We start from the raw sequence: 21,296 nt of genomic DNA on the forward strand, positions 1-21,296 counted from the left end.
AGATGGCATTGCAATCGCTGGATATCAAGCGCGTCTCGGCCACCACGACGCCACCGCCCACGGTGCGCGAACCGGTGACCGGAAGTGTCGCGAAGCTGATCGACGTATCGAAGTGCATCGGCTGCAAGGCATGCCAGACGGCATGCATGGAGTGGAACGACCTGCGTGACGAGGTCGGCACCAACGTCGGCGTGTACGACAACCCGGCCGACCTGACCGAGCATTCGTGGACGGTCATGCGGTTCTCCGAATACGAGAACCCGGCGGGCGACCTCGAGTGGCTGATTCGCAAGGACGGCTGCATGCACTGCGAGGATCCGGGCTGCCTGAAGGCGTGTCCGTCGCCGGGCGCGATCGTGCAGTACAACAACGGGATCGTCGATTTCCACGAGGAGAACTGCATCGGTTGCGGCTATTGCGTGACCGGTTGCCCGTTCAACGTTCCGCGGATCTCGAAGAAGGATCATCGCGCGTACAAGTGCACGCTCTGTTCCGACCGCGTCGCGGTCGGCCAGGAACCGGCCTGCGTGAAGACCTGCCCGACGGGCGCGATCGTGTTCGGCACCAAGGAGGACATGAAGCAGCACGCGGCCGAGCGGATCGAGGACCTGAAGGAGCGCGGCTTCGAGCATGCGGGGCTGTACGATCCGCAGGGCGTCGGCGGCACGCACGTGATGTACGTGCTGCACCACGCGGACAAGCCGTCGCTGTACCACGGGCTGCCCGACAACCCGTCGATCAGCCCGATGGTGAAGCTGTGGAAGGGGATCGCGAAACCGCTCGCGGTCGCCGGTATCGCGCTGACCGCGCTCGCCGGGTTCTTCCACTATGTCCGGGTGGGTCCGAACGAGGTGAGCGACGAAGAGGAATCGGCCGCGCGCGACGAGGCGCGACGCATCAAGGAGGACGCGAAATGAAACACGACGACCCCAACCTGATCGTCCGCTACTCGGCGAACGAGCGCACGAACCACTGGATCACCGCGATCACGTTCGTGCTGCTCGCGCTGTCCGGGCTCGCGCTGTTTCATCCGTCGATGTTCTGGCTGACCGCGCTGTTCGGCGGCGGCCAGTGGACGCGGATCCTGCATCCGTTCGTCGGCCTCGTGATGTTCGTGTCGTTCGCGATCCTGGTGGTGCGCTTCTGGCACCACAACGCGCTCGACGCGGACGACCGGCAGTGGCTCAAGCAGATCGGCGACGTGCTGACCAACCAGGAAGACAAGCTGCCGCCGGTCGGGCGCTATAACGCCGGGCAGAAGCTGCTATTCTTTACGCTGGTGGCGTGCCTGCTGCTGCTCCTGCTGTCGGGAGTCGTGATCTGGCGGCGCTACTTCTCGTTCTACTTCCCGATCGGGGTGATCCGCGCGGCCGCTGTCGTGCATGCCGTGGCGGCCTTCGTGCTGATCGCGAGCATCATCGTGCACATTTACGCGGCGTTGTGGGTGAAGGGCTCGATCGGCGCGATGGTGCGCGGCACCGTCACGCTGGGCTGGGCTCGCAAGCATCACCCGAAGTGGTTCCGTGAAAGCGTGAAGTAACGCACCGGAGCGGGGCGGCTCGCCGAGCGCGGCGGGCCGGCCCGTCAGCCGTCGGAACCGCCTGAAGCGCCGACTTGTCGGCGCTTGTTTATTTGGAAGACATTTCTGTGACACAACGCATTCTCGAACCGACCGAGATCTCGGCACTCGATCATTCGGCCATCCCGCGCTTTCGCCTGCCGGAGCGCGCCACCGCGTTCTCGGCCCGCGCCGCGCGGCTGCGCAAGCTGGCCGACCTGAACCCGATCAGCGGCTACCTGCGGCTGATGGCCACCGTCGCCGATGCGCAGCACGCGACACTGCAAACGCTCGAACTGCCGCTGCCGTCGAAGGAAGCGATCGCGCGCGCGCAGCAGCATTCGATGCCGCTCGTGCCGGCGCTCGACGGCCAGCGCGATCCGCGCTGGCGCGCCGTGCTGTACGAACTGCTCGACCGCGTCGAAGGCGCGGGGCTCGTCAACCCGCAACTCGCGAAGCTGCTCGACCGGCTGCGCCTGATGGCGCCCGCCGAACTCGACGCGCAGGCCGACGCGATCCTCGCGCTGCGCTTCGCCGAAGTCGACCCGGCCACCGCGCCGTTCCTGATGGCCGCGCTGCAGGTGGTCTGGACCGATCTCGCCAGCCGCGTGTCGCCGGCCGACATCCCGTATCTCGACCAGCCGGGGCTGTGTCCCGTGTGCGGCACGCATCCGGTCGCGAGCGTCGTGCGGGTTGGCGGACAGTACCAGGGCTACCGTTTCCTGCAATGCGGGCTGTGCACGACCGAGTGGCACATGGTGCGCACGAAGTGCTCGCACTGCGATTCGACGAAGGGCATCGCGTATCACGGGATCGAGGGCGGCAGCGAAGCCGTCAAGGCTGAATCGTGCGACGAATGCAAGACCTATCGCAAGATCGGCTATCAGGAGAAGGACTACGAGTTCGAGCCGCTGGCGGACGATCTCGCGAGTCTCACGCTCGACCTGCTGATGAACGAGGCCGGCTACCAGCGCAGTTCGCCGAATCCGCTGCTGTGGCCGGATGTGTCGCGGGAAGCGGATTGACGACACGGGGCCGGAGGCGGTGCGCGAGCGCCGGCTTCGGCCGACTGCGAAGCATGAGACTGGAGCCACCACGACGTGACCGAACCGGGTTTGAATGAACTGAATGCCGTGCTGGCACGCGTACCGTCGGTCGAGCGCGTGCTGTCGTCGGTGCCGTTGCAACCGCTGCTCGCCGACTACGGCCGCACGCGCGTGCTGAACGCGGTGCGTGCCGAGCTGGAACGCTGGCGGTCCGCCGCGCAGCACGATCCGGAAGCGGCCGAGCCGCTCGACGAACCGCGCATCGCCGCGGCCGTCGCGCACACGCTGGCCGCGCAGAGCGCGGGTGCGGTGCGCGCCGTGTTCAACCTGACCGGCACCGTGCTGCACACGAACCTCGGGCGCGCATTGTTGCCCGACGACGCGGTGCGCGCGGTGGTCGACGTGCTTACGCGGCCGGTCAACCTCGAATTCGACCTCGCCACGGGCCGCCGCGGCGATCGCGACGACCTGATCGACGATCTGCTGTGCGAACTGACGGGTGCCGAGGCGGCGACCGTCGTCAACAACAATGCGGCGGCCGTGCTGCTGGCGCTGTCGGCGCTGGCGACGAAAAAGGAAGTCGTCGTGTCGCGCGGCGAGCTGGTCGAGATCGGCGGCGCATTCCGTATTCCCGACATCATGAGCCGCGCCGGCGCCAAGCTGCGCGAAGTCGGCACGACCAACCGCACCCACCTGCGCGACTACGCGGACGCGATCGGCCCGCGCACCGCGCTGCTGATGAAGGTTCACTGCAGCAATTACGCGATCAGCGGTTTCACGAAGGAAGCGACGCTCGCCGAACTCGCGCCGCTCGCGCGCGAGCACGGGCTGCCGGTTGCCGTCGATCTTGGCAGCGGCACGCTCGCCGACCTGTCGCAATGGGGCCTGCCGCACGAGACGACCGTGCAGGAAACCGTCGCCGCCGGCGCAAACGTTGTCACGTTCAGCGGCGACAAGCTGCTCGGCGGGCCGCAGGCCGGCCTGATCGTCGGCGATCGCGCGCTGATCGCGAAGATCAAGAAACATCCGCTCAAGCGCGCGCTGCGCGTCGGCAAGCTGACGCTCGCGGCACTCGAGCCCGTGCTGCGGCTTTACCAGTCACCCGAGTTCCTGCGTGACCGGCTCACGACGCTGCGCCTGCTGACGCGCCCGCAGCGCGAGATCGCCGAAGCCGCCGAACGCGTGCGTCCGGCGCTGCAGGCCGCGCTCGGCAGCGGTTTCGACGTGACGGTCGAGCCGATGTTCAGCCAGATCGGCAGCGGCGCGCTGCCGGTCGACCAGTTGCCGAGCGCCGGGCTCGTCGTGCGCACGGCGGACGGCAAGCGCGGCGGCCGTGCGCTGGCGCAACTCGAGAAACGGCTGCGCGAATGGCCGCGCCCGGTGATCGGCCGCGTGGCCGACAACGCGCTGCGGCTCGACCTGCGCTGCCTCGAAGCCGCTGACGAGGCAGTGCTCGTCGCACAGTGCGTGCCACCCGCAGGGAACGCAGCATGATCGTTGGTACCGCCGGACACATCGACCACGGCAAGACGACGCTGGCGCGTGCGCTGACGGGCGTCGATACCGATCGCCTGAAGGAAGAGAAGGCGCGCGGTATCTCGATCGAACTCGGCTACGCGTATACGCCGCTCGACAACGGCGATGTGCTCGGCCTGATCGACGTGCCGGGCCACGAGAAGCTGATTCATACGATGGCGGCCGGCGCGTGCGGGATCGACTTCGCGCTGCTCGTGATTGCCGCCGACGACGGCGTGATGCCGCAGACGCGCGAGCATCTCGCGATCCTGCAGCTGCTCGGCGTCACGCATGGCGCCGTCGCGCTGACGAAGTGCGATCGCGTCGACGCCGCGCGCGTGGCCGAAGTGCGCGACGAAATCGCCACGTGGCTGAACGACTCGACGCTCGCCGGCGTGCCGATCTTCGAAACACGCGCGACGGCCGCGGACGATCCGGGCGTCGCCGCGTTGAAGCGTCACCTGGCCGACGCGGCGATCGCGTGGCGCGCGCGCCGCGACGACGGGCTGTTTCGGCTCGCGGTCGATCGCGTGTTTACGCTCGCGGGGCAGGGCACCGTCGTGACGGGCACCGCGTTCGCGGGCCGCGTTGCGACCGGCGACACGCTCGCGATCGTGCGCACGGGCGGCGCGGCGCGCGTGCGCAGCATCCATGCGCAGAACCGGCCTGTCGAGACCGGCCGCGCGGGCGAGCGTTGCGCACTGAATCTGGCCGGGGTCGACAAGGCCGATGTCGAGCGGGGAGACACCGTCGCCGATGCGCGGCTCGTCGCGACGTCGCCGCGTCTCGACGTCGAGCTGACGCTGCTCGAGGATGCGGGGCTCACGCTGACGCACTGGGCGCCGCTGCACGTGCATCTCGGCACGCTGCATCGCGTCGCGCATGTCGCGCTGCTCGACGGCGACACGCTCGCGCCTGGCCAGCGGATGCGCGTGCAACTTGTGTTCGACGAGCCGGTGTTTGCGTTGCCGGGCGACCGGTTCATCGTCCGCAATCCGCAGGCGACGCGCACGGTCGGCGGCGGCCGCGTGCTCGACCCGTTCGGGCCGGCGCGCAAGCGTCGGACGCCCGAGCGCCGCGCGTGGCTCGACGCGCTGGCCGAATGGCTCGACGCAGGCCGTCTCGATGCGCTGCTCGCGCAGGCACCGCTCGGCATTCCACGCGCGATGCTCACGCATCTGACGGGGTTTGCGCCGAACGCGCTGGCGTTGCCGGATGACGCGCTCGCGATCGGGCAGCGCGACGCCGCGTCGAACGACGGCGCGGTGATTGCGCATGCGCACTGGCGTGCGTTGCAGACCCGGGCGATCGATACGCTGCGTGCGTATCACGAGCGCATGCCCGACGAGCAGGGGCTCGACGCCGCACGGCTGCGGCGGATGGCTGCGCCGCTCGCCGGCGATGCGCTGTGGCGCGCGCTCGTCGATGCGCTGGTGGCCGGCGGCGAAGTCGCGCGAAGCGGGCCGTGGCTGCACCTGCCATCGCATGCGGTGAGTCTCGAGCCGCGCGAGGAAGCGCTGGCGCGGCAACTGCTGCCGCTGCTTCTTGCGGGGCGCTTCGATCCGCCGTGGGTGCGCGACCTGGCCCGCGACACGGGCGCGGCCGAGGACGCGGTGCGGACCTTGCTGCGCAAGCTCGCGCGGCGCGGTGACGTGCACCAGGTCGTGCGCGACCTGTTCTATCACGCGGACGTCGTGCGCGAGCTGACGGAACTGATCGCGCATCTCGCGCCTTCACGCGGCGGCGGGCTCGATGCCGCGACGTTCCGTGACGCGACGGGGCTCGGCCGCAAGCGCGCGATCCAGATTCTCGAGTTCTTCGATCGGGTTGGGTATACTCGCTTCCACCGCGATCTTCACTTCCTGCGGCCTGACAGCGGTTGGGCGGGTAATCAGGCGTAGGCGCTCGTTGTTCTTTTGGCTTTTTCCCCACGGAAGGCATTCGTATCCGGTGGTACGGCCGGGCTTCAAACCCGGTTGGGGGTGTCAGACACTCCCGGGTAGGTTCGACTCCTGCTGCCTTCCGCCAGTCAAGGCTTCCAGCTCATTCCGATATCTTCCGAAGACGTCCTGTAGAGCGCTGATTTTAATTGCCGATTTTCAGCTTGCCTGTTGCTGACGCGTTGACGCTCTATCTTTGGACCGGTACGAGAGGCGGCGAGATCGTCGCAATGGAGAGAACCGAGGCGGCGGAGGAAGCTGGCGGCCGCTGGTGGACTATTCCAAAACACAAGACGAAGGGGCTGCAAAACGAGAGGGCAACGGATTTGTGCGTACCGCTTATAGGTCGTGCTGAGGTTGTTGTGCGGCGGCGCCTCGATCAGGCCAAGGGAATCTTTTTTGTGTCCACGCGTTACGGCGGGCCGAATCTCTCCGGCCGGCACACTGGCGAGCAAATTCCGCCGATGTGATCTGCGACATTCTTGCGGGCCTAGGGTCATAGCGGCGTATCGGCTAGCTACCACCACCTGCTAATTCCCCGGTGCATCGAGCGCGCTCGTCATTTCCTGTGCGGCGCGCTGCAGCGAAGGCAGAAAGCGTTTCACGGCCTCCGCTGGATTGATCGCGTGTTCGAGGTAGATCACGTTCAGCGCCGCCATCACTCGATCATGCGCGCTGACCGCGACGGCGAGCGAGCCGATTTTGCGTTGTTCGGTCCAATCGCCATGGTTCGATCCGAAACCATCGGCGCGCGTTCGCCGCACGAGATTGCGGATGAATGCGTCGTCCGACGCGAGCCGCTGTTGTTGTTCACCACCAGCACCGGTGCGCAGCAGGTCGAGAATATCCTCGCGCTCCGCGTCCTGGCACGACGCGAAGTAGATGCGGCCCGATGCCGTCAGCAGCATGGGGAGTCGGCGCCCGACCATCGAACGATGAAATGACAGCGGGCTGAACCGATGAGTCGTCTCGCGAATGATCATCGAATCGCCGTCCGGCGTCGTCAGGTCAGACGGCCACACGATTCGCTGCAGCAACGTGGCCATGATCGGCGGCGCGACCGTTGCAATGTGTTCGTCGTCGGTGAACCCTTCGCTCAGCGTGCGCACACGCAGCGTCAGTCGGAACGTGTCGTCCGACTCGCTGCGCCGCACGAATCCGCCTTCCACCAGCGTTTCTAGCAACCGCCGCACGGTCGTGCGGTGCAGCCCCGTGACTTCGCTCAGCTGCTGGCTCGTCGCGCGACCGTTCTCCAGCGCATTGAGGGCCTGCAGCACCTGCAGGCCGCGCGACAATCCTCGGACATTTGCGTACTTGCTCATCGGAAAATGTATTAAAAATCAACGACGTGCATTCCTTGCACATTTGGTTGAAATTGTTGAGCACGCGTCTGCAGCTCCCTAGACTTGCCTCCATCCCGCCGCCACGCGACGCGCCACGGAACCCGCGAAGTACCCCGGCCGGAATCCATCAGCATACGCAGCGACCACCGAGTCGCACGAGGAAGGAGACACATGAATCCCTCACCCAGTCCAGCCATGCATCGCGACCGGCCCGACCCGCTTTCCACCGACGTCGCAATCATCGGCGCAGGCCCGGTCGGCTTGATGATCGCCAACATTCTGGGCCTTCAGGGCGTGCGTGTCACGCTGATCGAGAAGCTCGAACGGATCATCGATTACCCGCGCGCCATTGGTCTGGATGACGAAGCATTGCGCGTGTTCCAGTCGATCGGCCTGGTCGATGAACTCGTGCCGCACACGACGCCCGATCACTGGATGCGATTCGTGACGAAGGACGGTCACTGCTTCGCATCGATCGAGCCGCGCACTGACGAATTCGGCTGGCCGCGCCGCAACGCGTTCATCCAGCCGCTCGCGGATCGCGTGCTCCACGAAGGCCTTGCGCGTTTCCCGCACGTCCAGGTGCTGTTCGCACACAGCGTTGCATCGTTCACGCAGGACGCCGACGGCGTCAGCATCGACGTGGACGATGCGGACGGTGAACGCCGGACCGTGCGCGCGGCGTACATGGTCGGCGCGGACGGCGGAAACAGCTTCGTGCGCCGCGTGCTGAACGTGCCGTTCGAAGGGCGCACGAAGCCGAACCAGTGGATCGTCGTGGACGTGCGCAACGACCCGATCGGCTCGCCGCACATCTATCTGCATTGCGATCACGAACGGCCGTACGTGTCGGCGGCGCTGCCGCACGGCATTCGCCGCTTCGAGTTCATGGTGATGCCGGGCGAGACCGAGGAAGAACTGTCGAAACCAGAGAGCATGGCTGCACTGATGCGCAAGGTGGTTGCGGATCCGGATGCAGTCGACTACATCCGCAAGCGCGTCTATACGCACAATGCGCGTCTCGCGTCGACGTTTCACGTGGGCCGCATCCTGCTCGCGGGTGACGCCGCGCACATCATGCCGGTGTGGCAGGGGCAGGGTTACAACAGCGGAATCCGCGACGCGAACAATCTCGGCTGGAAGCTCGCGATGGTCGCGCGGGGGCTGGCAGACAGCCGGCTGCTCGAAACCTATACCGTCGAGCGCCGCGCGCATGCGCGTTCGATGATCCATCTTTCCGAAGTGGCGGGCGATATATTCGCGCCGACGACACGTTTCGGCGCGCGCTTTCGCGACACCTTCGTGCGTGCGCTGACCCTGTTCCCGGCGGTGAAGCGCTACTTCGTCGAAATGCGCTTCAAGCCGATGCCGCGTTACGAGGCGGGCGCGGTACTGCTGCCCGCGCATGCCCCCAGGCGTGGCTGGCTTGCCCGCGTGCTCGAACGATCGGGCAATTCCGCACCGGGCCGGCTGCTCGGCCTGATGAGCGAAAAGCGCGATTCCTTGATCGGCCGGCTCGCGTACGGTCGCGATCCGTTTGCCGCGTCGCCGGTCGGGCGCATGTTCATCCAGCCCCGCGTGCGGCTGCCCGAGGGCCGCACCGTGCTGCTCGACGACGCGATCGGCACCGGTTTCGTCCTGCTGGGCTGGGGCGCGGATCCGACCTTCGGCATGACGCCGCAGGCGCGTGCGTTGTGGGCGCGGATCGGTGGCCGCTTCGTGATCGCGAAGCCGGACGCCCAGCTCGCTTACGCCGACGACGTGCCCTCGGACGTGCTCGCGATCGGGGACGAGACGGGCCGGTTGAAGGACTGGTTCACCCGTCTGCCGGAGTCGGTCGTGCTGCTGCGTCCCGATCGTTTCGTTGCGGGCGTATGTGCGCCACAGCAGGTGTCCTCGGCGATTGTCGCGTTAGCGGAAAAGCTCGGCATGACGGGGGGCGCGCGGCACGAGCACGGCGACGTCGCGCCATCGTCGCAGGGCCCGGTGTGCGATCGCGATGTCCTCACATACACGGCAGGAGCATGAGTATGCCGATTCATCTCGAATGTCTGTCCCATACGCCGCTGCACGGTTATTTCGATCCGGCGCCCGACGTGGTTGCCGAAGTCGAGCGCATCGGCCGAGCCGCGCGTGAACGTGTCGAGCGCTTCCAGCCTGACCTGATCGTCGTTTTCGCCCCCGATCATTTCAACGGATTCTTCTACGACATGATGCCGCCGTTCTGCATCGGCGCACGCGCCGACGCGATCGGTGATTTCAAGAGCCTGGCCGGCACGTTGCCGGTGCCGGGCGATCTCGCGCACGGGCTGGCGGAAAGCGTGCTGGCCGCCGACGTCGATGTTGCGCTGTCGTACCGGATGCAGGTCGACCACGGCTGCGCGCAGGCACTCGAAGTACTCACCGGCGGACTCGATCGCTATCCGGTGATCCCGGTATTCATCAACTCCGTCGCGCCGCCGATGGCGACGCTGCGCCGCGCGCGTTTGCTGGGCGATGCGATCGGTCGCCAGCTCGCGCGCACCGACCGCCGCGTGCTGGTGGTCGGCTCGGGCGGCATCTCGCACGAGCCACCTGTACCGGAACTGATCGGCGCGACGGCCGAAGTGGCGGAGCGGCTGATCGCCGGTCGCAATCCGTCGGCCGAGTCGCGCGCGGCGCGCCAGGCGCGTACCGTGGCCGCCGCCCGTTCGTTTGCCGCCGGCGACAGTCCGCTGCATCCGCTCAATCCCGAATGGGATCGCGCGTTCCTTGCCAGACTCGCATCTGGCGAACTGACAGCGCTGGACGGCGTGACCAATGACGCGATCACGCGCGACGGCGGCAAGTCCGCGCACGAGATCCGCACGTGGGTCGCCGCATTCGCCGCGCTCGCCGCGTATGGCCCGTACCACGCGTCACTTGACTACTACCGCGCGATTCCCGAATGGATCGCGGGTTTCGCCACCATGCACGCCACGCCGTCGACCGCCGTCGCGGCGCTGGCGTGACAGAACTCCAGGAGACCTCGATGTCCGATTCGAACCTTGTGACGACACTGGCCACGCGACTGCGCGAAGCCGAGGCGTCGCTCAGCACGATCGCGCCGCTGCGCGGCGAGGCCGCCGCGGGCGGCATCCCGCTCGACGCGATGACGATGGCATACGCGGTGCAGCAGGCCAACGTCGACCGGCGCGTCGCGAACGGCGAGCGCATCGTCGGCCGCAAGATCGGCCTGACGTCGCTCGCGGTGCAGGCACAGCTGGGTGTCGACCAGCCCGATTTCGGCGCGTTGTTCGCGAACATGGCTTGCGGCGACGGGGCGCCGATTTCGCTCGCGCAACTGATCCAGCCCAAGGTCGAAGCGGAGATCGCGCTCGTGCTCGATCACGACCTCACGCAAGACCGGCACACGTTCGTCGACATCCTGCGCGCGAGCGCTTATGCGCTCGCCGCGATCGAGGTGGTGGACAGCCGCATCCGCGACTGGGACATCCGCTTCGTCGACACAGTCGCCGACAACGCATCGAGCGCGCGCTTCGTGGTCGGCAGCCGTCCGGTGCCGCTTTCCCGGCTTGATCTGACGGGCTGCGCGATGACACTGGCCCGCGATGGCGAAGTGCTGTCGAAGGGCAGTGGCGCCGCCTGCCTCGGCAATCCACTCAACGCTGCCGTGTGGCTGGCCGACCGGATGGTGCAGCTCGGCACGCCGCTGCGCGCCGGCGACGTGGTGCTGACCGGCGCGCTCGGTCCGATGGTCGCCGTCCGCGAGGCCGGCACCTATGTCGCGCAGATCGACGGGCTCGGCAGCGTCCGGGCAACTTTCACGGCTTAACTCAGGAACTCGTATGGCTTCCGAAAAACTCAAGGCGGCGATCATCGGCTCCGGCAACATCGGCACGGACCTGATGATCAAGATCCTCCGTCACGGCAGGCATCTGGAAATGGCGGCGATGGTCGGTATCGACGCGAACTCGGACGGTCTCGCGCGCGCCGCGCGACTGGGTGTCGCGACCACGCACGAAGGCGTCGAAGGGCTCACGCGTCTTCCGGTATTCGACCAGATCGATTTCGTGTTCGACGCGACGTCCGCAGGCGCGCACGTTCGCAACGCCGCGCTGCTGCGCACGCTCAAGCCGTCGATTCGCATGATCGATCTGACGCCCGCCGCGATCGGCCCGTACTGCGTGCCGGTCGTGAATCTTGACGCACACATCAACGCGCCGAACGTGAATATGGTCACGTGCGGTGGCCAGGCGACGATTCCGATCGTCGCAGCTGTGTCGCGCGTTGCGAAGGTTCACTACGCGGAAATCGTCGCGTCGATCAGCAGCAAGTCGGCCGGGCCCGGTACGCGCGCGAACATCGACGAGTTCACCGAAACGACGTCGAAGGCGATCGAGGTGGTCGGTGGCGCCGCGAAGGGCAAGGCGATCATCGTGCTGAACCCGGCCGAGCCGCCGCTGATGATGCGCGACACGGTCTATACGCTGTCCGACCTCGCGTCTCGCGCGGAGATCGAGGCGTCGATCGAGGACACCGTCGCGAAGGTGCACGCGTACGTGCCTGGCTATCGGCTCAAGCAGAAGGTGCAGTTCGACGAGATTCCGGCGAGCGCACCGATCCGTATTCCGGGGCTGGGAACATTCAGTGGCCTGAAAACGTCGGTGTTCGTCGAAGTGGAGGGCGCCGCGCACTACCTGCCTGCCTACGCGGGCAATCTCGACATCATGACTTCCGCCGCGCTCGCGACCGCCGAACGCATGGCGCAGGCGCGCGTGAGCGCGTAAGGAGCAAACGGCGATGAGCAAGAAACTGTATATCTCCGACGTGACGCTGCGCGACGGCAGTCACGCCATTCGGCACCAGTATTCGATCGCGAACGTGCAGGACATCGCACGTGCGCTGGATCGCGCCAGGGTGGACAGCATCGAGGTCGCGCACGGCGACGGCCTGCAAGGATCGAGCTTCAACTACGGCTTCGGCGCGCATACCGATCTCGAATGGATCGAGGCGGTAGCGGACGTCGTCGAACACGCGAGGATCGCGACGCTGCTCTTGCCGGGCATCGGCACGATTCACGACCTGAAGGCTGCCTACGACGCCGGCGCGCGCATCGTGCGTGTCGCGACGCACTGCACCGAGGCGGATATCTCGAAGCAGCACATCGAATATGCGCGCGAACTCGGCATGGACACCGTCGGCTTCCTGATGATGAGCCACATGACGACGCCGGAGAATCTGGCCGTCGAGGCGAAGAAGATGGAAAGCTACGGCGCGACCTGCATCTACGTCGTCGATTCCGGCGGCGCGCTGACGATGTCGGACGTGCGCGAGCGGTTCCGTGCGGTGAAGGCGGTGCTGAAGCCCGAAACGGAAACCGGCATGCACGCGCACCACAACCTGTCGCTCGGCGTCGCGAACTCGATCGTCGCCGTGGAGGAAGGCTGCGACCGGATCGATGCGTCGCTCGCAGGAATGGGGGCGGGCGCCGGCAATGCGCCGCTCGAAGTGTTCATCGCGGCGGCCGAGCGGATGGGCTGGAACCACGGCACCGATCTCTACACGCTCATGGATGCCGCCGACGACATCGTGCGACCGTTGCAGGATCGTCCGGTGCGCGTCGACCGCGAAACGCTCGCGCTCGGCTATGCGGGCGTGTATTCGAGCTTCCTGCGTCACTCGGAAGCCGCCGCGAAGAAGTACGACATCAGCACCGTGGACATCCTCGTCGAACTGGGCAAGCGCCGCATGGTGGGCGGCCAGGAAGACATGATCGTCGACGTCGCGCTCGATCTGAAGAAGCGTGGCGAGGCCGCATAGGAACGGACGGCAGGACCGCGCACGACGCGGTTCGATACATGCCAGCCGCCGGCAAGAGCGGCCTGCCTATCAATCATTGGAGACTTTGAATGAATACGTCACGAACGGAAGGCGATACCGCGCGACATGGACGCACGGGACACGCGACGATCATGTTGTGCCTCGCGATTGCGTTGCTCGAAGGGCTGGACCTGCAATCGGCGGGGGTGGCCGGCCCGCGCATGGCGAAGGAGTTTTCGCTCGCCGTCGCGCAGATGGGCTGGGCGTTCAGCGCGGGCGCGCTCGGCCTGCTGCCGGGCGCCGCGCTCGGCGGCCGGCTGGCCGACCGGTTCGGCCGCAAGCGCGTGCTGATGTGGTCGGTCGCGATGTTTGGCCTGTTCTCGCTCGCGACGACGCAGGTCTGGAGCTTCGAGAGCCTGCTCGTTGCGCGACTGATGACGGGCTGCGGGCTCGGTGCCGCGATGCCGAACCTGATCGCGCTGTGCTCGGAAGCGGCGGGCCCGCGGCAGCGCGGCACCGCGGTCGGCGCGATGTACTGCGGGATGCCGTTCGGCGCGGCGATCGCCGCGGTAATCGGCATCGCGAGCGCGGGCGATGCGAATTGGCGTCACGTGTTTTACGTCGGCGGATTCGGGCCGCTCGTCATGGTGCCGCTGCTCGGCATGTTCCTGCACGAGTCGCGGCAGTTCGTGGCGACCCGGTCGACCGTGGCGGGCCATGTCGCCGGCCTGCCCGGCGTGAGCGACGCGCTGTGGCGACACGGCCGCGCGCGTACGACCATCGCGCTGTGGATCAGCTATCTCGGCACGCTGGTCGTGTTGTATTTCCTGATGAACTGGCTGCCGTCGATGGTGCTGTCGCGCGGACTGACAGGCGTGCAGGCCAACGTCGTGCTGATGATGTTCAACATCGGCGGTGGTATCGGGGCCGTCGCGATCGCGACGTTGATGGACCGCTTTGGACGGCGCGGCACGGTGATCGGCATGTATGTCGGCGTCGCTGTCGCGCTGACCACGCTGGCGAGCGCGGGCGGCGCGACGTCGATGGCGATCGGCGGTTTGCTGTGCGGGCTGTTCCTCGTCGGCGGCCAGTCGGTGCTGTATGCGCTGGCCGGCCATGCGTATCCGACCGAAGTGCGCGGCACGGGCGTGGGTGCGGCCGTCGCGGTGGGGCGGCTCGGTTCGATTTTGGGGCCGCTGGTGGCAGGGCAGTTGTTCGCGCTCGGTCAGAGCCCGTCGATGCTGGTGTCGGCGAGCATCCCGCTGATCGTGATCGCCGCGATGGCGGCGTTGACGGTGGTGGGCGCGTTTGCGCGCCAGCGCACGGGCGAGCCGCAGCGCGTGTAGCGATTCGGGCGGGCCGCGCGAGTGCGGCCCGCGATCGAGATCATTCATTTTTTCGGAAAGGACATCATCATGACTGCGACTACATCACCGATCACGGAAGCGTCGACGAGCCAGTTTGCACGCGTGAAGGACGGCGATCTCGAATTGCGGATCCACTATAACGACACGGGCGCCGGACCGACCGGCGAGACGGTCGTGATGCTGCATGGTTCGGGTCCTGGCGCGAGCGGCTGGGCGAACTTCAACCGCAACGTCGAGCCGCTGGTCGCGGCCGGCTATCGCGTGATCCTGATGGACTGCCCGGGCTGGAGCAAGAGCGATCCGATCGTCTGCACGTCCTCGCGTTCCGAACTCAACGGCCGCGTGCTGAAGGGGCTGCTCGACGTGCTCGATATCGAGCGCGTGCATATTCTCGGCAACTCGATGGGCGGGCATAGCGCGGTCGCGTTCGCGCTTGGCAATCCCGGGCGCGTGGGCAAACTCGTGCTGATGGGCGGCGGCACCGGCGGCCCGAGCAACTTCGCGCCGATGCCGACCGAAGGCATCAAGCTGTTGCAGGGGCTGTATCGCGAGCCGACGATCGAGAACCTGAAACGGATGATGAACGTGTTCGTCTATGACCCGAGCGCGCTGACGGACGAGCTGATGAAAGCACGCCTCGACAACATGCTCGCGCGGCGCGATCACCTCGAGAACTTCGTGAAGAGCCTCGCGGCCAATCCGAAACAGTTCACCGACTATGGTCCTCGGCTGGGCGAAATCGCGGCGCCGACGCTCGTCATCTGGGGGCGCGACGATCGTTTCGTACCGGTGGATATCGGGCTGCGGTTGCTCGCCGGGATGCAGAACGCGCAGTTGCACGTGTTCAATCGGTGCGGACACTGGGCGCAGTGGGAGCACGCGGACGCGTTCAACCGGATGGTGGTCGACTTTCTGCAGCATTGAGTGCAGCGATGCGGGCGCTGCTTTCGAACGGCATTTCACCGATCCGGGGCTAGCGCGTCGGCCGGATCGTCGCGTTGGCCTCGATTCGGATCACAACGGTCGCTTCCGGCCGCTTCCGCGGCGGCCCCCCTCGGGGGCGTTGTGGTCCGGTTCAACGGGATGATGCCGGCTCGTCTTTCGCGCGGCCGCCCATGATCCTGCGTAGTTGCGCACGATCCGGCCACGTCGAATGCGCTGGGCGCGATCTTCGTCCGACAGCGCATCGTGTTCAGTCATGGCGGCTGAAGGTTGCGCGGCGCATCAGGTCCACGAGGGCGCCCAGCTCCCGGGAATGCGGCTCCGCGCGCGTGACCATCAGCAGATCGATGTGGGGCGGTGGACTGGCAAGCGCGCGGCAGCACATCGATTCACCAACCAGCGCCGCGACGTACGCCGGCAGCAGGGCAACGCCGAGCCCCATCCCGACGAGGTTCAGGTTCAGCAGGATGTTCGTCGCGACCTGCACGACATCCGGGTGGATCCCGTGGTCGGTGAAGTACCGGTCGACGATGTCGTACAGCTGCCCCGCGTAGGCCGGATTGGTCTGGATGAACGCCTGGCCGTCGAGCATCGCGGGTGCGATGCGCGCATGCGCGGCGAGCGGGTGATCGGCCTGCATCAGCACGACGAGCGGTTCGGTTAGCACTACTTCCGCATGCAGATTCGGCGCCTGCACGGGCCGACGCATGAACGCGATGTCGATGTCGCCACGCAGCAGCGCGTCCTCCTGTTCCATCGTCGGCATGCTCCGCAGTTCGACGTGCACACCCGGACACTGCATCCGCAGCTTTGGCAGGATCGCCGGAAAGATGGCCACTTCCGCTGCCGGCACAAATCCGATTCTCACGGTCAGTGCTTGCCGCCGGCCCGTTTGACGAGCCCGTTCGACAGCGCGATCCGCCTGCGAGAGCACCAGCCGCGCTTCCGCAAGGAACACGTGGCCCGCTTCGGTCAGTTCGACCTTACGCTTCGAGCGCTCGAGCAGCCGCGTGCCGACCTCGTCCTCGAGATCGCGAATCTGTTGGCTCAGCGACGGCTGTGCGGTGTGCAGCCGTTGCGCGGCGCGCGTGAAGTTCAGCTCGTCGGCGACGGCAACAAAATATCGTAAGTGTCGGAGTTCCATTCGGCTGTCATCGCCAAAACGTCTAACGGCAAACAAACAAACTATTTCACAACGAACGCACGACCGACGATCATCCTCGCGTGCCTGTCCGTATGGAACGGATGGTGCCACGGAGGAGACGCAAATGACAGAGAAGCTTGACATCGACGCACTGGTCGACTCACGCAACGGCCGCGTGGCGTCGTCGATCTATACCGATCCGGCGATCTACTCGCTGGAGCTCGAACGCATCTTCGGACGATGCTGGCTGTTCCTCGCGCATGTGAGCCAGATTCCGAAGGCCGGTGATTTCTTCAACACGTACATGGGCGAGGACCCCATTGTCGTCGTGCGGCAAAAGGACGGCTCGGTGAAGGCATTCCTGAACCAGTGCCGGCACCGCTCGATGCGGGTGAGCTTCGCCGACTCCGGCAATGCGCGCTCGTTTACGTGCCCGTATCACGGCTGGTCGTACGGCACGGACGGCGCGCTGATCGACGTGCCACTTGAGGCGCGCGCGTTTCCGCATGGCCTCTGCAAGCAGCATCTCGGGCTGCAGGAAGTCACAAGGGTTGCGATCTACAAGGGGTTGGTGTTTGGTAACTGGGACGCCGATGCGCCGGATCTCGACGCCTATATGGGCGACATGGCGTGGTATCTCGATGGCGTGCTGGATCGCCGGGAAGGCGGCACCGAGATCGTGGGCGGCGTGCACAAATGGGTGATCGACTGCAACTGGAAATTCCCGGCCGAGCAGTTTGCGAGCGACCAGTATCACGCGTTGTACTCACACGCGTCGGCGATCGAGGTGCTCGGCGTGAAGGCCGGTGCCGGCGACAAGGCCCTCGGTGCGGGGCAGACCGCGCGCCCCGTGTGGGAGACCGCAAAGGACGCCCTGCAGTATGGTCAGGCCGGCCACGGCAGCGGCTTCTTTTTCACCGAGGAGCCGGACGCGAACGTATGGGTCGACGGTGAAGTGTCCCAGTATTTCCGCGATACATATGAAGAAGCGGAGGCGCGCCTGGGGACGGTGCGCGCGCGCCGTCTCGCGGGCCACAACAACCTGTTCCCGACGATGTCCTGGCTGAACGGCACCGCGACCTTGCGCGTGTGGCATCCGCGCGGCCCGAACCAGGTCGAGGTGTGGGCGTTCTGCATCGCGGACAAGCAGGCGTCGGACGAAGTGAAGGCCGCATTCGAGCGCAGCGCGACACGCGCGTTCGGCCCGGCCGGCTTCCTCGAACAGGACGATTCGGAGAACTGGGTCGAGGTGCAGAAAGTGCTGCGCGGCAACCGCGCGCGCAAGACGCGGCTCTGCGTCGAAATGGGCCTGGGCGGCGAGCGTGTGCGCACGGACGGCATTCCGGGCATTACCAACTACATCTTCTCGGAAACGGCGGCGCGCGGGATGTACCGCCGCTGGGCCGACCTGTTGCTGTCTGACAACTGGGGCGAAGTCGAGCGCCGGACGCGCGAATATGAACAGGAGCTGCTGAAATGAGTGACGCCGCCACGATCGAACGGGTGCCCGTGACAGCGGCGCTGCATCACGACATTACGCAGTTCTTGTATCGCGAGGCCGACTGCCTCGATACATGGCGCTTTCGCGACTGGCTCGCGCTGCTGAGCAACGACGTGCAGTACACGATGCGCACGACCGTCAACGCCCAGACGCGCGACCGCCGCAAGGGCGTTCAGCCGCCCACCACGTGGATCTTCAACGACACGAAGGCGCAGCTGGAGCGCCGCATCGCACGGCTCGAGACGGGCATGGCGTGGGCTGAGGAGCCGCCTTCGCGCACGCGGCATCTGATCGCGAACGTCCGGGTCGAACCGACCGACGCGCACGGAGAATACGACGTGTACGTCAACTATCTGCTGTACCGCTCGCAGAAGGAGCGCGACGAGACGTTCTATGTCGGGGCGCGCCGCGATCGCGTGCGTCGTGCGGACGACGTTGGCGATTGGCACATATGCCGCCGAGAAATCGTGCTCGACCAGGCCGTGCTGTCTTCCCATAACCTCAGTGTGCTTTTCTGATCATGGCTCGAATCCTCGTAGGACCCATCGACGCGCTCGCCGACGGCGACGCGACGCGCGTGAACGGTGCACACGGCGCGATCGCGGTGTTTCGCGTGCAGGGCACGTATTACGCACTGTCCGATCGCTGCACGCACGGCAACGCGTCCATGTCCGACGGCTATGTCGAAGACGATGCGACTGTCGAATGTCCATTGCATGCCGCGCGCTTTTGCCTGAAGACCGGTGCGGCGCTGTGCCAGCCTGCGACGGACGCATTGCGTACGTTCCCGGTCGTCGTCGACGCCGGTGCGCTGTACGTCGACGAGCCGGAGTTCGCATGAGCTGGCTCGATGGAGAAGTCGCGCTGATCACGGGCGGCGGGTCGGGCCTCGGGCTCGCGCTCGTCGAGCGCTTTCTCGCCGAAGGCGCGCGGGTCGGCGTGCTCGAACGTTCGGCGGAAAAAGTCGCCGCATTGCGTGCGCGCTTTGGTGCGGATATCGAAGTGGTGTGCGGCGACGTGCGCGTGTACGACGACAACCGGCGCGCGGTCGACGCGACTGTCGAGCGTTTCGGCAAGCTCGATACGTTCGTCGGCAACGCCGCGCTGTGGGATCACGGCGCGGGCCTGCTGGGCCTGTCACCGGAAAGGCTCGACGCCGGGTTCGACGAATTGTTCGCGGTCAACGTGAAAGGGTACCTGCTGGGTGCGAAGGCGGCTGCAGACGCGCTGGTGGCATCGCAAGGCAGTATGATTTTCACGCTGTCGAACGCGGCGTTCTATCCGGGCGGCGGCGGTCCGTTGTATACGGCGAGCAAGCATGCGGCGGTCGGCCTGATTCGCGAGCTGGCGTACGAGCTTGCGCCGCACGTGCGCGTGAACGGCGTCGGGCCGTGCGGGATGGCGAGCGACCTGCGTGGCCCCGACGCACTTGGACAGTCGCAGCAGCGCATCATGGATACGCGGACCCCGGAGGCGATCGCCAGTATTCTCCCGCTGCAGTTTTTTCCGGCGCCGGCGGATTTCACCGGACCGTTCGTGCTGCTTGCATCGCGTGCGAACAATCGCACGCTATCCGGCGTGATGATCCAGGCCGACGCAGGCCTCGGCATTCGCGGGATCCGTCATGTCGCTGGAGGCCTCGATGTCGCTCGACCGTGAAGCAGGTGGTGCGGCCGGCGAGGCCGCCTGCGTGATCGTGGGCGCGGGGCAGGCGGGCACGACCGCGGCAGCCGAGCTCCGGCGGCGCGGCTTCGACGGACCTGTCGTGCTGATTGGCGATGAACCGCATGTGCCTTACGAGCGACCGCCGCTGTCGAAAGAGGTGTTGCTGAAACCGGATGGCGCGTGCATTGCGCTTCGTCCGGAGACGTTCTACGCCGACCAGAGGATCGAGCGCAGGCTCGGCACCCGCGTCACGGCGATCGATCCGGCGCAGCGCACGCTGACGTTTGCCGATGGGACGCTGCTCGAATTCGGCAAGTTGTTGCTGGCGACAGGGGCGCGGGTCAGGAGGCTGCCGATGCTCGACCGTCTGGGCCCGGGTGTGCATACCTTGCGTACACTCGACGACGCGCATGCGTTGCGTCGAGCGCTTCAAGGCGGCACGCGGCTGTTGATCGTTGGCGGTGGCGTGATCGGGATGGAAGTCGCATCGAGCGCGATCGAGCTTGGGGCCCGGGTGACGGTGATCGAGCAGGGACCAGACGTGATGGCGCGCTGCGCGCCGTTGCCGGTGCGTTCACATTTGCTCGCGCTGCATCGTGCGCGGGGCGTGGATGTGTGGACCGGAGTGAAGCTGCTCGACGCGGCGCGCAACATCGATGGGTTCGTGTTGACGCTCGAAGATGGCACCGCCGTACGCGGCGATGTCGTTGTTTACGGGATCGGCGTCGAACCGGACGATGCGCTCGCGAGGGATGCCGGCCTGTGCACGGACGGCGGGATTCTCGTCGACTCTGCCTGCCGGACGTCGCATCCGGACATCTTCGCCGCAGGCGACAATACGGCCGAAGTAGACCCACGCGGTGGCCCGCCTCTGCGTCGGGAAAGTTGGGATAACGCAAATCGACAGGCCGTGCGTGCGGCCTCGGCGATGCTCGGTGAGCCGGATGACTTACCGCAGATGCCGTGGTTCTGGACCGATCAATGTGGCGTGAACCTGCAGTTCGCAGGCGACATGACAGCCTCCGAGTGGATCGAGCGTGGTGATCTCTCCGGATCCGCGTGCGTGCTGTTCGGATTGCGCGACGGGGTGGTGACGGCTGGTGTGACGCTCAATCGCGGGCGCGACATGCGCTTCGTACGTACCCTGATCGAGCGACGCGCCAGGCTCTCGGTGGACGTCCTCAGCGATTGTGCACAAGATCTGCGTGCGCTCGCGAATAATGTGTGACGTAGAGCGAACTGGTCCGTGATTTCGTCGGCGAGGCATATCGTGAGGTGCGGTAGCGCTATTGAGGTCGACCGCATGCCGTGGGACGCTGCGCCTACGCCAGTCTATTATCCCGTCACGGCATTTTGGGCGTCGCGCGCTTCATCTCCGTCCACAGCGGAGAGCGCGCTTCTGGTGTTGGCATTCGAGATATACCGAGTGGCGTGAGCCGACCGTGCAGGCGGCACCGGGACGGGCCACGGGGC

At 66.3% G+C, this 21,296-nt stretch carries 19 protein-coding genes, 1 tRNA gene and 1 pseudogene; 19 read left to right on the forward strand and 2 right to left on the reverse strand.

Annotated elements, in window-relative coordinates; translation table 11 throughout:
• The first annotated feature begins 2 nt into the window (after positions 1–2).
• From fdxH to LGN19_RS00565, 7 genes and pseudogenes are all read left to right on the forward strand, one after another.
• Positions 3–917 (forward strand): formate dehydrogenase subunit beta, encoded by a 915-nt coding sequence (gene fdxH, locus LGN19_RS00535; protein WP_043177545.1) that lies wholly within the window; start codon positions 3–5, stop codon positions 915–917.
• Positions 914–1,540: a formate dehydrogenase subunit gamma gene (locus tag LGN19_RS00540; protein ID WP_039370262.1), complete on the forward strand. Its 627-nt coding sequence runs from the start codon at positions 914–916 to the stop codon at positions 1,538–1,540. Before fdxH ends, LGN19_RS00540 begins: the two co-directional genes overlap by 4 nt.
• Before the next feature lie 107 nt (positions 1,541–1,647).
• Complete coding sequence (gene fdhE / locus LGN19_RS00545) at positions 1,648–2,583, forward strand: formate dehydrogenase accessory protein FdhE (protein ID WP_174958433.1); 936 nt, start codon at positions 1,648–1,650, stop codon at positions 2,581–2,583.
• A gap of 75 nt (positions 2,584–2,658) precedes the next feature.
• The gene (gene selA, locus LGN19_RS00550) at positions 2,659–4,098 is read left to right on the forward strand and encodes an L-seryl-tRNA(Sec) selenium transferase (protein ID WP_226212815.1); all 1,440 of its coding nucleotides are present in this window, start codon (positions 2,659–2,661) and stop codon (positions 4,096–4,098) included.
• The gene (gene selB / locus LGN19_RS00555) at positions 4,095–6,020 is read left to right on the forward strand and encodes a selenocysteine-specific translation elongation factor (protein ID WP_226212816.1); all 1,926 of its coding nucleotides are present in this window, start codon (positions 4,095–4,097) and stop codon (positions 6,018–6,020) included. The genes selA and selB overlap by 4 nt, the downstream gene beginning before the upstream one ends.
• A 31-nt stretch (positions 6,021–6,051) precedes the next feature.
• Positions 6,052–6,147, forward strand: a tRNA-Sec gene (locus LGN19_RS00560).
• Positions 6,148–6,208: 61 nt separating this feature from the next.
• Positions 6,209–6,478 (forward strand): annotated as a pseudogene (locus LGN19_RS00565) (alpha/beta hydrolase); the annotation flags it as partial.
• Positions 6,479–6,589: 111 nt separating this feature from the next.
• On the opposite strand, the gene LGN19_RS00570 reads toward LGN19_RS00565, so the two are convergent.
• Positions 6,590–7,381: a DNA-binding transcriptional regulator gene (locus LGN19_RS00570; RefSeq protein WP_226212817.1), complete on the reverse strand. Its 792-nt coding sequence runs from the start codon at positions 7,379–7,381 to the stop codon at positions 6,590–6,592.
• 192 nt (positions 7,382–7,573) lie between these two features.
• On the opposite strand from LGN19_RS00570, the gene LGN19_RS00575 reads away from it, so the two are divergent.
• The 7 genes from LGN19_RS00575 to LGN19_RS00605 all read left to right on the forward strand — a co-directional run bounded on the left by LGN19_RS00575 (position 7,574) and on the right by LGN19_RS00605 (position 15,495).
• Complete coding sequence (locus tag LGN19_RS00575) at positions 7,574–9,430, forward strand: bifunctional 3-(3-hydroxy-phenyl)propionate/3-hydroxycinnamic acid hydroxylase (RefSeq protein ID WP_226212818.1); 1,857 nt, start codon at positions 7,574–7,576, stop codon at positions 9,428–9,430.
• A gap of 2 nt (positions 9,431–9,432) precedes the next feature.
• The gene (locus LGN19_RS00580; protein WP_226212819.1) at positions 9,433–10,392 is read left to right on the forward strand and encodes a 3-carboxyethylcatechol 2,3-dioxygenase; all 960 of its coding nucleotides are present in this window, start codon (positions 9,433–9,435) and stop codon (positions 10,390–10,392) included.
• Between the two features lie 20 nt (positions 10,393–10,412).
• A complete protein-coding gene (locus LGN19_RS00585; protein WP_226212820.1) occupies positions 10,413–11,216 on the forward strand; it encodes a fumarylacetoacetate hydrolase family protein in 804 nt (267 codons plus the stop codon).
• 13 nt (positions 11,217–11,229) lie between these two features.
• Positions 11,230–12,171 carry an acetaldehyde dehydrogenase (acetylating) gene (locus LGN19_RS00590; protein ID WP_226212821.1) on the forward strand — a complete coding sequence of 314 codons (942 nt, stop codon included), beginning with the start codon at positions 11,230–11,232 and terminating at the stop codon, positions 12,169–12,171.
• Positions 12,172–12,184: 13 nt separating this feature from the next.
• Positions 12,185–13,204: a 4-hydroxy-2-oxovalerate aldolase gene (gene dmpG, locus LGN19_RS00595; RefSeq protein ID WP_226212822.1), complete on the forward strand. Its 1,020-nt coding sequence runs from the start codon at positions 12,185–12,187 to the stop codon at positions 13,202–13,204.
• 89 nt (positions 13,205–13,293) lie between these two features.
• Positions 13,294–14,550, forward strand: a complete 1,257-nt coding sequence (mhpT, locus tag LGN19_RS00600; RefSeq protein WP_226212823.1) for a 3-(3-hydroxy-phenyl)propionate transporter MhpT — start codon at positions 13,294–13,296, stop codon at positions 14,548–14,550.
• Between the two features lie 69 nt (positions 14,551–14,619).
• A complete protein-coding gene (locus tag LGN19_RS00605; protein ID WP_226212824.1) occupies positions 14,620–15,495 on the forward strand; it encodes an alpha/beta fold hydrolase in 876 nt (291 codons plus the stop codon).
• 268 nt (positions 15,496–15,763) lie between these two features.
• Here the strand turns inward: LGN19_RS00605 and hcaR are convergent, their stop codons facing one another.
• The gene (gene hcaR, locus LGN19_RS00610) at positions 15,764–16,693 is read right to left on the reverse strand and encodes a DNA-binding transcriptional regulator HcaR (RefSeq protein WP_226212825.1); all 930 of its coding nucleotides are present in this window, start codon (positions 16,691–16,693) and stop codon (positions 15,764–15,766) included.
• Between the two features lie 88 nt (positions 16,694–16,781).
• Between hcaR and hcaE the strand changes: the two genes are divergently transcribed.
• From hcaE to hcaD, 5 genes are read left to right on the forward strand one after another with little or no spacing between them, the layout of a single operon-like run.
• Positions 16,782–18,137 carry a 3-phenylpropionate/cinnamic acid dioxygenase subunit alpha gene (hcaE, locus tag LGN19_RS00615; protein ID WP_226212826.1) on the forward strand — a complete coding sequence of 452 codons (1,356 nt, stop codon included), beginning with the start codon at positions 16,782–16,784 and terminating at the stop codon, positions 18,135–18,137.
• Positions 18,134–18,676 (forward strand): 3-phenylpropionate/cinnamic acid dioxygenase subunit beta, encoded by a 543-nt coding sequence (gene hcaF / locus LGN19_RS00620; RefSeq protein WP_226212827.1) that lies wholly within the window; start codon positions 18,134–18,136, stop codon positions 18,674–18,676. Before hcaE ends, hcaF begins: the two co-directional genes overlap by 4 nt.
• 2 nt (positions 18,677–18,678) lie before the next feature.
• Entirely contained in the window at positions 18,679–18,999 is a 321-nt protein-coding gene (gene hcaC, locus LGN19_RS00625) for a 3-phenylpropionate/cinnamic acid dioxygenase ferredoxin subunit (RefSeq protein ID WP_226212828.1), read from the forward strand.
• Complete coding sequence (gene hcaB, locus LGN19_RS00630) at positions 18,996–19,817, forward strand: 3-phenylpropionate-dihydrodiol/cinnamic acid-dihydrodiol dehydrogenase (RefSeq protein WP_226212829.1); 822 nt, start codon at positions 18,996–18,998, stop codon at positions 19,815–19,817. The genes hcaC and hcaB overlap by 4 nt, the downstream gene beginning before the upstream one ends.
• Positions 19,783–21,051, forward strand: coding sequence for a 3-phenylpropionate/cinnamic acid dioxygenase ferredoxin--NAD(+) reductase subunit (gene hcaD, locus LGN19_RS00635; RefSeq protein ID WP_226212830.1), 1,269 nt, complete (start codon positions 19,783–19,785; stop codon positions 21,049–21,051). Before hcaB ends, hcaD begins: the two co-directional genes overlap by 35 nt.
• Positions 21,052–21,296: the final 245 nt, after the last annotated feature.

Source organism: Burkholderia sp. AU30198, from assembly GCF_020419825.1.
In the GTDB taxonomy this organism is placed as follows: Bacteria; Pseudomonadota; Gammaproteobacteria; order Burkholderiales; family Burkholderiaceae; genus Burkholderia.